The organism is Pseudoalteromonas sp. MMG012 (genome assembly GCF_018100875.1).
In the GTDB taxonomy this organism is placed as follows: domain Bacteria; phylum Pseudomonadota; class Gammaproteobacteria; order Enterobacterales; family Alteromonadaceae; genus Pseudoalteromonas; species Pseudoalteromonas aurantia.
The window spans coordinates 110,868-123,989 of sequence record NZ_JAGJEF010000001.1 but is presented as its reverse complement, the minus strand read 5'-3'; the positions used below and the strand labels follow the sequence as shown (position 1 = coordinate 123,989).

At 40.7% G+C, this 13,122-nt stretch carries 12 protein-coding genes; 3 read left to right on the top strand and 9 right to left on the bottom strand.

Annotated features, from left to right (window positions below; translation table 11 throughout):
* Window positions 1–12 precede the first annotated feature (12 nt).
* The 3 genes from J8L97_RS00575 to J8L97_RS00565 form a co-directional block, all read right to left on the bottom strand.
* On the bottom strand, window positions 13–1,242 hold the full coding sequence (locus tag J8L97_RS00575) for an ammonium transporter (protein ID WP_211047502.1): 1,230 nt from the start codon (window positions 1,240–1,242) through the stop codon (window positions 13–15).
* Window positions 1,243–1,252: 10 nt separating this feature from the next.
* Window positions 1,253–1,591 carry a P-II family nitrogen regulator gene (locus tag J8L97_RS00570; RefSeq protein ID WP_192508782.1) on the bottom strand — a complete coding sequence of 113 codons (339 nt, stop codon included), beginning with the start codon at window positions 1,589–1,591 and terminating at the stop codon, window positions 1,253–1,255.
* 173 nt (window positions 1,592–1,764) lie between these two features.
* Window positions 1,765–2,997, bottom strand: a complete 1,233-nt coding sequence (locus J8L97_RS00565; RefSeq protein ID WP_211047501.1) for a diguanylate cyclase — start codon at window positions 2,995–2,997, stop codon at window positions 1,765–1,767.
* 275 nt (window positions 2,998–3,272) lie between these two features.
* On the opposite strand from J8L97_RS00565, the gene J8L97_RS00560 reads away from it, so the two are divergent.
* Both J8L97_RS00560 and J8L97_RS00555 read left to right on the top strand, forming a co-directional pair.
* Window positions 3,273–4,781, top strand: coding sequence for a S10 family peptidase (locus J8L97_RS00560; protein WP_211047500.1), 1,509 nt, complete (start codon window positions 3,273–3,275; stop codon window positions 4,779–4,781).
* Window positions 4,782–4,911: 130 nt separating this feature from the next.
* Window positions 4,912–5,727 (top strand): DUF2797 domain-containing protein, encoded by an 816-nt coding sequence (locus J8L97_RS00555; RefSeq protein ID WP_192508785.1) that lies wholly within the window; start codon window positions 4,912–4,914, stop codon window positions 5,725–5,727.
* Here the strand turns inward: J8L97_RS00555 and J8L97_RS00550 are convergent.
* A complete protein-coding gene (locus tag J8L97_RS00550; protein ID WP_211047499.1) occupies window positions 5,700–8,216 on the bottom strand; it encodes an EAL domain-containing protein in 2,517 nt (838 codons plus the stop codon). The two genes, J8L97_RS00555 and J8L97_RS00550, sit on opposite strands and share 28 nt — an antisense overlap.
* A 76-nt stretch (window positions 8,217–8,292) precedes the next feature.
* On the opposite strand from J8L97_RS00550, the gene J8L97_RS00545 reads away from it, so the two are divergent.
* Complete coding sequence (locus J8L97_RS00545; RefSeq protein ID WP_211047498.1) at window positions 8,293–8,595, top strand: DUF4144 family protein; 303 nt, start codon at window positions 8,293–8,295, stop codon at window positions 8,593–8,595.
* A gap of 15 nt (window positions 8,596–8,610) precedes the next feature.
* Here the strand turns inward: J8L97_RS00545 and J8L97_RS00540 are convergent, their stop codons facing one another.
* From J8L97_RS00540 to J8L97_RS00520, 5 genes are all read right to left on the bottom strand, one after another.
* Window positions 8,611–9,528: a histone deacetylase family protein gene (locus J8L97_RS00540; RefSeq protein WP_211047497.1), complete on the bottom strand. Its 918-nt coding sequence runs from the start codon at window positions 9,526–9,528 to the stop codon at window positions 8,611–8,613.
* Window positions 9,529–9,630: 102 nt separating this feature from the next.
* Entirely contained in the window at window positions 9,631–11,187 is a 1,557-nt protein-coding gene (locus J8L97_RS00535) for a serine hydrolase (RefSeq protein WP_211047496.1), read from the bottom strand.
* Window positions 11,174–11,746: a gamma-glutamylcyclotransferase family protein gene (locus J8L97_RS00530; RefSeq protein ID WP_247688478.1), complete on the bottom strand. Its 573-nt coding sequence runs from the start codon at window positions 11,744–11,746 to the stop codon at window positions 11,174–11,176. Before J8L97_RS00530 ends, J8L97_RS00535 begins: the two co-directional genes overlap by 14 nt.
* Window positions 11,718–12,341 carry a LysE family translocator gene (locus tag J8L97_RS00525; RefSeq protein WP_211047495.1) on the bottom strand — a complete coding sequence of 208 codons (624 nt, stop codon included), beginning with the start codon at window positions 12,339–12,341 and terminating at the stop codon, window positions 11,718–11,720. The genes J8L97_RS00530 and J8L97_RS00525 overlap by 29 nt, the downstream gene beginning before the upstream one ends.
* Window positions 12,325–13,119 (bottom strand): hypothetical protein, encoded by a 795-nt coding sequence (locus J8L97_RS00520; protein WP_211047494.1) that lies wholly within the window; start codon window positions 13,117–13,119, stop codon window positions 12,325–12,327. The genes J8L97_RS00525 and J8L97_RS00520 overlap by 17 nt, the downstream gene beginning before the upstream one ends.
* Window positions 13,120–13,122: the final 3 nt, after the last annotated feature.

Genomic DNA, 13,122 nt, shown 5'->3' with positions numbered 1-13,122 from the left:
TCGTGATGCAAGTTACTGTGAGCGAACACTCACAAACTCTGGATAGGCGTCAATACCACAGTCATGCTGATCCATTCCATTGATTTCTTCTTCCTCTCCAACACGAATTCCTATCGTGCTCTTTAGTAAAGCCCATACTAAATACGACACAATAAATACAAACCCTAAAATACTTATTAAGCCAATAAACTGAATTCCAAATGTCGCATCTGAATTAGAAAGAGGAACTAACATAATACCTAACATGCCACACGTACCATGAACTGATATTGCACCAACAGGGTCGTCTACTTTTGCCTTATCTAAAAACACGATACTGAATACCACTAATGAACCACCCAATGCGCCTAACAGACAAGCCAATAAAGGGGTCGGCGATGCTGGCTCGGCGGTAATAACAACCAAACCTGCCAAGGCACCATTTAACACCATCGTTAGGTCCGCTTTTCGCCATAATGCCTTACACACTAGAAGTGCTGCAATCGCGCCAGTTGCAGCAGCTGCATTTGTATTAAGCAAAATTTGGCTGACCGCAATCGCATTACTTTTATCTGCGATGAATAACTGTGAGCCACCATTAAAACCAAACCAACCCATCCATAAAATAAAGGTACCCAATGTTGCTAGTGGCATATTTGAACCCGGTATAGGGTAAATCTCACCGTTTTTACCATATTTACCTTTTCTTGCGCCTAACAATAATACACCCGCTAATGCAGCTGCTGCTCCGGCTCCATGAACAATAGCCGAGCCAGCAAAGTCTACGAACCCTAAGTTAAATAAAAACCCTCCCCCCCAAGTCCAATAGCCTTCAACAGGATAGATAAAGCCTGTCAGCACCACCGTAAATGCAAGAAATGCCCATAGTTTCATACGTTCAGCAACAGCACCCGATACGATAGACATCGCGGTCGCAACAAACACCACCTGAAAAAAGAAGTCGGCCTCTAAAGCATGGTCTGCTTCAGCGCTCGCAGCACCAATTAAAGCGCCAAAGCTAGGCACTACCCCACCCTCCGTGTTACCGACATACATAATATTGTACCCAACCAGTAAAAACATGGTGCATGCTATGGCATATAATGCAATATTCTTGGTCAAGATCTCTGTGGTGTTCTTAGAGCGGACTAAGCCAGCTTCGAGCATGGCAAAGCCAGCAGCCATCCACATCACCAGTACCCCTGAAATTAAAAAGTAAAATGTATTTAGCGAAAATTTAAGTTCTATAATTGCGTTTTCCATAGTTTGGTCCTCAAATAGCTTCTTCGTCTAATTCACCAGTACGGATCCGCACAATCTGATCTAGTTCGTATACAAATATTTTTCCATCACCTATTTTTCCTGTATGAGCAGCCCGTGTAAGTACATCAACAACACGTTGTGTATTTTCGCTGTGTGTTGCAATCTCTAGTTTAATTTTAGGAATAAAATCAACCTGGTATTCAGCACCTCGATAGAGCTCAGTATGTCCTCGCTGTCGGCCAAAGCCTTTTACATCAATGACAGTCATCCCTTCTACCCCCAGATCTGCCAGCGCTTCTCGTACTTCATCCAACTTAAATGGTTTTATTATTGCACTTATCATTTTCATTGTTAGTCCCCTTAGGACAGGCTTATCCTGTAGTGACAACAATCCAACCTTCATGCCAGTAATTTTTTGTTTTTTATTTCATTAAGTTAACTATCGAGGGAATATGAATTGCATAAAAAATGCACCAATAAGGTGCATTATTAAGATAGCTGGGCTGAACTGGTGCGTACAGATTAACTGTTCACTACAACACAATTACGCTGCTGGGCCTTAGCTTGATACAACGCTTTATCCGCAGCACGCATGATTTGGCTTAATGAGCCATAATTACAAAAAGCCAAACCTATACTGACAGTACAAAATAGGGTTTCATCATTAATGTCAAACTCTGTTTTTGCCAACCTATGACGAAAATCATTCATCGCTTGCTCTGCAACTTGCATATTATTCCCAGGTAAAACAACAGCAAACTCCTCGCCACCAATTCGCGCCACCGTACAATGGTTAAATGCACTTTTTAATAAGTCTGCAACTTGAGTTAAAACTGAATCTCCGCCCTCATGACCATATTTATCATTAATGCTTTTAAATAAGTCTAAATCAAGTAACGCTAAAATATATTGCTCAGGTTTAGATTTAAATAACTTTTCCGCTTGTTGACAAAAGAACCGACGGTTATAAAGCCCTGTTAAATAATCACGGTGTGCATATTCTTTTATCTCAGCAATTAAATTTAGCTGCTCCATTGTTTGCATAATGCGGCAATGAAACTCTTCATTCATAAAAGGTTTTGCTAAGAAATCATTAGCACCAAATTTAATAAATTTAGCCGAGAGACCATGACTGCCCGCACCTGATAAACCGATTATGGCCAATTCATCACGTCCACGACTATTACGAATAGCTTTCACTAATTCAAAACCATCCATCGTTGGCATCGCATAATCCGTAAGCAGTAACTTAATGTTATAGTCTTCTTTAAGCATATGCAAAGCTTGCTCACCATCTTGTGCTTCGAGTACAGTAAACAGTTGCTTTTCCAGCATCTGCCTCATAACTGCCCGGCTGATCATTGAATCATCTGCGACCAGCGCCTTGCATCCTTGATTACGTAACAAGCGCGAAACCAGTTTAACGGCGTAAAGGTATGAGTCTCGGTTATCTTTGATTACATAATCAACCACACCCAGCTCTAGCATTTGTTGGCGACTATATTCGTCAATTTTAGAAGTTAAAACCACGGTAGGTACATTTTGTCTTAATGTCAGTTGAACAACCTCTCCATCCATCGCATCTGGTAATGTGAGATCCACTAACGCCAATGTATATTGATGTTGGTTTAAATATTCTTGGCTTTCTTTTAAAGACCAAGCAAAATCTATCTCAACCTCTAAATATAGGCTGGCCAAATGACGCAGAACTTGCTGCACCACTTTACTGTCTTCAACAATTAACACTCTTTGCATGGGAATGAGGCTCTATTACTACTAAGAGAAACTTAACGGATCAAGAATTTAAGAAAATAAATACTTTAATACGACATAATTAAGTCGTAAATATACGCGATTTTTGTTACAAAAAAAACCACAAATACGTTACAAACTACAATCAATTGAGCATTTTTAACTAGTCTTATTTTATTACTTACAACAATCTCATTGAGCACACCATTAAACTCAAATCCTTTGCAATAATGGCCCAAACCTTATTTAATAGATCAATTGTGAAAAGTAGGACTGATATGAAACTCATTAAAGCATTGGTGCTTATCGTCACCTTTATTAGCACAGTGGCATCAGCCACTGAAAATAGCAGAGCTATTGATGTTGATAGCCATATTATTACTAAACATAAAGCGACTATTAATAATCAAAAAATAAATTATACGGTTAATACTGGCACCCAGCCAGTGTGGAATACGCTAGGTCATCCCATTGCAACATTACATTATACCTACTATAAAAAAGACAAAGTAAAAGATGACAGTAAACGCCCGCTATTAATTTCATTCAACGGCGGGCCGGGCTCTGCATCTGTTTGGATGCACATAGCTTATACAGGGCCAAGAGTTCTAAAAATAGATAATGAAGGGTACCCAGTGCAGCCATATGGCTTACAAGACAACCCTTTTTCAGTGCTGGATGTTGCAGATATTGTGTTCGTAAATCCAGTCAACACCGGATACTCTCGCGTACTACCCAATAAAGATGGCACAATGCCCAGCAAAGCGGACCAGAAAAAATGGTTTTTTGGGGTCAATGCTGACATTAAATACCTCAGTGAATGGTTGAACACCTTTGTCACTCGTCATAATCGTTTTCGCTCACCTAAATTTCTCATTGGTGAAAGCTATGGCACAACCCGTGTTTCTGGGTTAGCTCATGCATTACAAAATCAACAATGGATGTATATTAATGGAGTCGTTTTAGTATCACCAACTGACATTGGCATCAAACGCGAAGGTCCCATGAAAGCCGCTAACCGCCTGCCGTATTTTGCCGCAGCCGCGTGGTATCACAAAGCATTGGAGCCCAGCTTACAAAATAAAGATTTATTAGAAGTATTAGCTGAGGTAGAGACTTATACTATTGATCAATATTTACCAGCTTTGGCCAAAGGCGCTTTTATTAGTACCAAAGAGAAAGCAAGCACCATTGCACAAGTAGCCAAATACAGTGGCCTATCTGAAAAGTTCGTAGCACAAAATAACCTAGACATCCCCACTGACGCTTTTTGGAAAGAGTTATTAAGAAGCAAAGGATTTACCCTAGGCCGATTAGATTCGCGCTATTTAGGTATTGATAAACGAGATGCTGGCGACAGTCCAGACTATTGGCCAGAGCTGACATCGTGGTTGCATTCATTTACACCAGCCATTAATTATTACTTAAGAGAAGAGCTCAATTATAAAACTGATGTTAAATATAATATGTTTGGAGATGTCTCCCCTTGGGATCGCAGTAATAATGAAACAGGTGAACAACTTAGATTGGCTATGGCTCAAAACCCTTACTTGAATGTGATGATTCAAGCTGGCTATTATGATGGCGCTACTAATTATTTTGATGCTAAATACACTCTTTGGCAGCTAGACCCCAGTGGAAAAATGCGGGATAGATTAAGTTTTAAAGGGTATCGTTCAGGGCATATGATGTACTTACGCCGTGCCGACCTTAAAAAATCAAATCAAGAATTGCGCGAGTTTATTCAATCTTCATTACCTAATCCTGATGAAGCTGCAAAATATTGATATATAAAAGTGTGAAGATGTTAGCTAATGCATTTTCGCACTGGCTCCGATAAATAACGAACTGAAAGTTGGCCCTCCCTCCTGTGCTTTGATAATATTGCTTTTTTATAACATCTTTAGGGGCGTAAAGATGCAAGGTACCTTGAGTAAGTTAAAAGCACAACTCACTGATCCTATTCAGTATCAATTACCTGTTGGTGATGCACTAATAGATCTTAACCCGTTTATCGGCAAGCATATTACATTAACCCACACAGGCAATATATTTTGTAGCAACTGCGGTAAAAAAACCAAAAAGAGCTATTCTCAGGGGCATTGCTTTGTATGTATGAAAAAGCTCGCAAGTTGTGACATGTGTATCATGAAGCCTGAAACTTGTCATTATGATCAGGGAACCTGCCGAGAGCCTGAGTGGGGCGAAAACAATTGTTTCACTCCTCACTATGTATATTTGGCCAACACATCAGGTTTAAAAGTGGGTATTACTCGACACACCCAGATCCCTACCCGCTGGATAGATCAAGGCGCAACACAAGCTCTCCCTATTTTTAAAGTACAAACCCGATTACAGTCAGGACTGGTAGAAGTTGCACTTGCAGAGTTCATTGCGGACAAAACAAATTGGCGCAACATGCTCAAAGGCATTAGTGTTGATGCCGATCTCAAAGCTGCAGCGGAACAGTTAATTCCACAAATCCAGAAAAAACTCAGTGAACTTGCCGAGTTGTTTGGTGCAACCGCCATTGAATTACTCGACGAAGAGGTCGTAGACCTCTCATTTCCTGTTGACGTATACCCAAAAAAAGTGAGCTCATTCAACTTTGACAAAAACCCCGAGGTCAGTGGGACATTACAAGGGATCAAGGGACAGTACTTAATCTTTGACACTGGGGTGATCAATATTCGAAAGTTCACCTCTTATGAAGTCAACTTTGCGCAATTATAAAAATTAATCCAATTAGTCGCAGCCAGAGGCTTACAAAATAAGAAACCTTGTAGTGTATGACAACCCAGTTTTTGTAGAAATTGACGTTGCTCTGGCTTTTCTACTCCTTCTGCAACAACGTGTAAATTCAGTGCTTTCGCCATCGCAATGATCGCACTTACAATTTCACTATTGCCATATTCATCGGGGATTTTTGCAATAAAGCTGGCATCAATTTTTAAGATATCTATTGGTAGCTTGGTCAGATAACTTAACGCCGAATAGCCTGTTCCAAAGTCATCTAAAGCAATTGATACCCCCAAATTTTTCAGTTTTTTTAATTCAGCTTTGGCATCATGTAAGTTACTAATAAAGCTGCTCTCTGTCAGCTCAAGTTCCACATAACGACCATTTAAACTATGCTTATTTAGCGCATGTGCAACTGTCATTGCAAGATCCCCTTGACACAAATGCTGCGCGGAAACATTGATTGCAATACGTCGAATATCTACCCCCTGATATCGCCAAAACGCCATTTGCTCACACGCTCGATTAATCACCCATTTATCCAACTGTATTATAAGGCCCAACTCTTCGGCAAGCGGAATAAACTGCGCTGGTGAGATCATACCCAAGTTAGGATCATGCCAACGAAGTAAACACTCTACACTGCTGATCTTGTTACTTGTTAAGCATTGCAATGGTTGAAAATATAATTCAAATTCATTGTTATCAAGTCCGCTCTGGAACCGGCTAAGCATTGATAAGCGTTCCAACGAACGTGCATTCATTGAGGCCCTATATAATTGAAAAGAATTTCGACCAATTTCTTTTGAGCGGTACATAGCAACATCAGCATGTTTCAGTAGCGCTTCACTGTCCAACCCATCTTCAGGGTAAATTGCAGCGCCGATAGATGCGGTAGCCGTAACACATATTTCCCCCAGTTCAAATGGCACACTCAACTGTTCTAAAATCTTATTTGCAAACTCAACAACACTGTCAATATCACTCACTTCTGTGAGCAAAATAACAAACTCATCTCCCCCTAAACGTGCCAGAGTATCCCCTTCTCTGAGTTTTTTCTTTATGCGTTCACTGACTTGGATCAATAATTGATCCCCAGCACTGTGCCCTAATGAATCATTTACTTCTTTGAAACGATCGAGATCAATAAACATAACCGCTAACGTTTGCTTATCTCGATGTGCCCCGGCTAGGGCCATAGATAAGCGGTCATGAAATAAACGCCTATTTGGTAAGCTCGTTAGTTCATCAAAATACGCCAACCTTGCTATTTTTTCTTCTGCATTTTTACGCTCGGTAATATCACTAAAAATCGCCGCATATAAAACATCTTCGCTATAAGGCTCTTTGATCTCAATGATTGTTAGCCATTCAACATATACATCGCCATTTTTTTTCCGGTTACAGATTTCACCTTGCCAAACTCCTTTATCATGAAGTTGTATCCACATTTTTTCGTAATACTCTGCACCATGTATCCCAGAACTCAACAAACTCGGATTCTGACCTAGTACTTCATAATCCTGATAACCTGTCAGTATACTAAATGCAGGGTTTACTTGAATGATCTCTCCATCACATCGAGTGATCATGATGCCATCTAATGAGGCATCAATGATGCGGTTCGCTAAGTAGAGGTTCTTTTCTGATTTTTGTAATGCAACATCACGTTGTGCTAAAACCTTCTCAAGCTCACTGCAATAAGCAGTTTCAATTTCCGTTAAAACGTTCTTGAGTGCCAACAATCCAATCACTAACTCTGTTTTCGGATCTTTAACAACCAAGTGCCGAATCGATTTAGCTGTCATTAACCGGTAGGCATCAAACAAGCTGTCTTCCGGTGTCACAGAGTACATTGGGTAACTTGCTAGTTGCCAACAGACCATTCGCCAGTCAGGATTTAACACCATATAGGCGATATCTCGTTGCGTAATAATGCCATATTCAGCTAACGTTTCGTTAAACACTAACACCGCGGTATCACGTTTTTCTTTCATTGCATTGATGGCGACAGATATACAATCATCGCTTTTTAGTACGCTAATTTTTCGTTCAAAATGATCTGCGATCGATCGAAAATGTAAATAGTGATCTAAGCCTTGATTACGCACAATATCAGATAAAGACACCGCACCAATGGCCTGATTATCTTCATCTTTCACCAAAAGATGCCTTATCCCTAATTGGTGAAACTTGATTGTCGCCTCTCCTAAGGTTTTATTGATGCGAATGTCGTGTACAGGCGACGCCATCAATGCCCCTATCGGCGTGAGAGAAAATGTTGGATTCTCAAAATTCAATTTAACACTATCTGATTCCGTCCAAATGCCAACGATGCGCTCATTATCGGTGACAAAAATAGCACTCACTTTATCCACTCTCATTAGTTTTACAGCATCAACCAAAGGTGTGTCTCGCCCACAAGAGAGTAACCTATTAGAAAATATATCTTTAATTTGTAATTGACGGTTACCAGTTTCCATAAGCTCAGTCTCGCTTTTTAGCAATCCGAACCAGTATAATGTTGCTCATCATTCATACTTTGATTAAGAACAAAAAATGACAATAAAATCCTACCCTTTATTATTATGTCTTCCAGAGAGTATTGACTTTATTAATAATGAAGAATGCTTGAAAATATCATTGTATTACATTGATAAACAAACACTTAAAGATGTAATTGTGATATACGAAAATGGCGAATGTTATAATTTATCACAGCAACTAGTTAGCCCAATCAACCTAGATACATTAACCCGATTGGTGCAACAATCACTTATTAACGAAGGTCAGTGCTGCGTTGAAAAAATACTTTTAACTTCACCCTCTCAGGCTTTCCCATTGTTAAAAAGTATTTCGTAATCACTCTATTTTGACTCAGCCATTAACCAACGCTTTAATATGCGTGACAGCACTGCGCCCCAATGCTGACAAATCATATCCGCCTTCTAGATAAGAGATAATACCAAGTGCATGGCTATCATTAACAAATTGCACTACTTGCTCTGTGAACCATTGATAATCTGACTCTATAAACTTCAAACTGCCCATCTCATCTTCTAAATGCGCATCAAAACCCGCGCTAATAAAAATGAGCTGAGGAGAGAATTCAATCAGTTTCGGTAACCATTGTTGAGTGAATAAAGCACGTAAATCATCACCATCACTGGCAATTGGCAGTGGTGAATTTAACACTGTATCTGTATTTTCAATCGCTGTATTTGGATAAAAAGGATATTGAAACAAAGAGCAAAATAATACATTTGGATCTGCTTTAAAAATATCTTGTGTGCCATTGCCGTGATGAACATCTATATCCAGAATCGCAACCCGCTCTACTCCCTGTTGTTTGGCATATGCAGCAGCTATGGCAACATTGTTAAATACACAAAACCCAGCAGATGTGTGCTGGTTAGCATGATGCCCTGGCGGGCGAACACTACAAAAAGCGGCATCCAAATTACCAGTCAACACTTCATCGACAGCTAAGAGGCCTGCGCCAATAGCACGCTCAATGGCTTTAAATGAATCCGGACATAACCAAGTATCACCATCTAACTCACTCAGACCCTGTGTAGGTAATTGCGTCAACACTTTATTTATCAGCGCGCTATCATGCACCAAGCCTATATGTTCAAGCGTTGCCGCAGGTGCTTGTTTTTGTGCAACAGCAATATCTAATCCTGACGCCAACAGTCTATCAGCTATTGCATCTAACCGAGCGGGACATTCTGGATGTTCAGTTATCATCTTATGTTTACGGCAATAAGGGTGACTGATCACAGCTGTACGCATGTTAGCTCCTTTTAAGTAGTTTGATAGCAACTCATATTTTAACATGCAGTGTAGCAAAGCCGCCTGCACCGGACTTTGCGACTTTGGTGTAATGACCCGAGTTTATTTCGCCATTAACTTCAAATCGTGAAAGTCAAAGCTAAAATCCGAAATATCTGGATTCACAAATTCCATTGTGGCATGGCTGACAGCCTGCTCTTTATTCAGTTGAAAATAAATATAGGCATCAGCTTCAAGGCGCTGCTCATCCCACCGAATAACAAACTGATTGCCTGAAACATGTTCTAATTGGCCTTTTAACATTTTGGTATGTGTAAAATCGATACGCAACTTACCGTCCAGTGATTCGACAATAACATCTCCATACCACTGGCTCGTGAGCGTCCCAGTATAATATTGCAGCGGTAATGACGCCTGCTTTACCGCTGGCGAAACAACCCCAGCCTCCGCGTACAACTTCGTCTTTTCTGACTTATATTCAGTGGCTAATAATGTAACCCAATCTTTATCTGTTCGTCCCAAAGCATCTTCAAATACTTCATGGATTATCGCTGTCAGTGCTGGATATTCTTGTTGATTTGATAACACCACTACACCTAGTTTTTTCTCTGGGATCATCGCCACTTGTGATACCATCCCTAAAATCCCACCACCATGACCTAGTTTTTTATAACCAAAGTAATCTTCGATAGCCCAGCCAAGACCATACCCTCGAAACTGCTGACGATAGGCATCAAACGATGACTGCTTTGGCAATCTCATAATATGAGGATGCCACATTTGCACCTGATGTTCGGCATTATACAATTGCGCTCCTTGTTGTGTTTTACCAGCGGCTAATTGCGTCAACAACCACTTGCTCATATCATCTACATTGGATGCAATTGCACCGGCACCACGAAAGTCTTGCAAATAGTCGACGAAAAAAGGCGTTAGCTTACCATTATCAGGGATATTACCTGTCGCCCAATTCTTATTATCCTTTTCGATACGTGAGAATCCCGCTTTCGATGCTTCCATGCCTAATGTTTTAAAAATGCGCCGCTCAACAAATTCACGCCAACTTACACCTGATACTCGAGCGATCACTTCACCTGCAACAACAAACATTAAATTGTTATATGCATATTCACTACGAAAGCTGGAAGCTGGAGGAATATGCTGTAACCCTTGAATAATATCTTGCACTGATTTATCCGTATCAGGCCAAATCATCAAATCGCCAGCACCTAGCCCCAATCCACTACGGTGGCTTAATAAATCTCTGATAGTCATATGTGCTGTTGCATACTCATCGTACAGGCGAAACTCGGGTAAATGTTGAGTCACTTTGTCGTCCCAACTTAATTTTCCGTCATCTATGAGCATAGCAATACTAGCAGCAGTAAATGCTTTAGAGTTGGATGCTATACCGAACAGTGTATACTCATCTACTTTAGCGCCCGAAACGATATCTCTGACACCATAGCCTTTTGACAATACGACCTGATCATTCTCCACGACAGCAATCGCAATACCTGGAATATCAAATTGCGCCATCGCAGCATGGACAGCTTTATCGACATCGGCAACATTCACTGTTACCTGACTTTTCGCCTCTGCAAATTCGCTCTGCACTAATAGAAGAGCGGTTGCGACGAACGTTCTAAAAGGTTTCATTATTTTTTACTTCTTTATTTTTATAAATCGACAGCTCATTCTCTGAACGGCATTTTTGCACATCAACAACAGTACGCTGTTGCTGAATGCACTCTAAATAAGATATCGGAAAGCCATGCTCCAACGCGCCTGCATACACATGCTGAACATACCAATCAAATGGCAACTGATCCGCAATAAACGTATTTGCAATGTAACAATATGCACTCACCTTTTCTCCTGAGATCAGCTCCACCAAGATCTCAGTTCGGTCGTAACGAGTCCCTTCAATATTATCAAGCAACAATTGTTCCTGCGCGTTCAAGGCATAGAGCACACCAAAAACTACGTTATGCTCAGAATGGGTTCGGTGAATATTGCATTTTGCGGAACCATCTGTACTTAACATTGAAAATTTAAGTTCAAAACCATACAACCGTGCAACACCCACTTTTTTGGCCTGCGGCAAGCGCGCAAGCAGTCGTTTACTCGACATATTTGAACCAAACGCAAAATTATAATAAGTCGCTATTTCCATTGTTGCGTACTCATTAAATAACGACTCTAATCGCCAGTGCAATTAAAATCACGCCTATTCCTCTATCAAACCAATGACCCGCTTTGTGAAAAAATGCCCGTACAGTATCTTTTGATAGCATGACCGATAAGAAAGAAAACCACAGCCATGTGGCTATGGCCATGTAGCCACCATATATCGCCTGCACATAACTGGGTGTATCTGCGGAAATAACTAACGTAAACAAAGATAAGAAAAATAATGTTGCTTTAGGATTTAATGCATTCACTAAAAAACCGCGGCGTAATGCCATAAAGTTAGATTCAATATGCCCAATATGCTGAGGCTGTGCAACAGAGTTAGTATTGGCTTGCGCCTGCAATGCTTGCAGCCCCATGTACGCTAAATACGCACCCGCGACATATTTTAAAACATTAAAGGCAGTCTCTGACTGAGCTAATAAAATAGCAACACCAAATAGACAGTAAGTAACATGTACAAGAATTCCCAATGCGACCCCCGCACTAGTCCATAAAGCATTTGCGCGCCCTTGCTGGACACTTTGTTTTAACACAAGTGCAAAATCAGGGCCTGGGCTTGCTACCGCAAAAAAATGCGCAATCGCTATCAGCAAAAACTCATCAAGATAGGCGAGCATGACGCTGCTCCTCAAGGGCCAACAATATTGGGTTTGGCGTGTCATTAATATACAATCTCAACTGCTTTTGTGCTTTTTTGTAAACGCTGCGCAAGTGAGGCTTCAAATGCTTTTTACCATCAACTTGAGGTTTGAAATGACAAATTAACGCGTGCATAAAAACTGTTTGTGGTTCAGTCAACGCTGCCTGACGGTTCGCATATGGATTATAACATGACCCACATCCGCCCTTAAACTGATACACCGTATTACTCATCATGACACCAAACCCCAAAAAACAAGCCAACGCATCGCTTGCTGCGGCAATTTGCTCCTCACCTCCTGGGGGTAACACGCCTCGATGGTAAATCATCACAGTAGCGAGCGAACCAGCAAAGCTCGCAACTAAATCTTGTGGCTGATTGATCTGATTAGGGTTATAAGACAATTGCATATTCAGTGCAGGGGGTTTAACTAATTTCGCTTTTTCACCCCGTATTTCATCAATAAAGCTAAACATAGGCATACTTTGTTGCGGCATATGTTGTTGCGGGTTAACCACACTAATTGGCCATGCTTGCATGCCCGCATAATGGCTTACTCGATTAAATACGGTACTGGCCATCTGTTCGACACTCGTTACTTGGTCTGGAAAAAATGCGCCTGTGGGCTCAATGATCTGAGTTTCAGTCATAAAATATTGGCCATCAAACTGCTCACATGCCCATACAAAAGTGTCAATTAGCCACTCAACTTCTGAGTCGCTTAATAATGGTTGTGATTTAAAAAGTGTCAACATAAC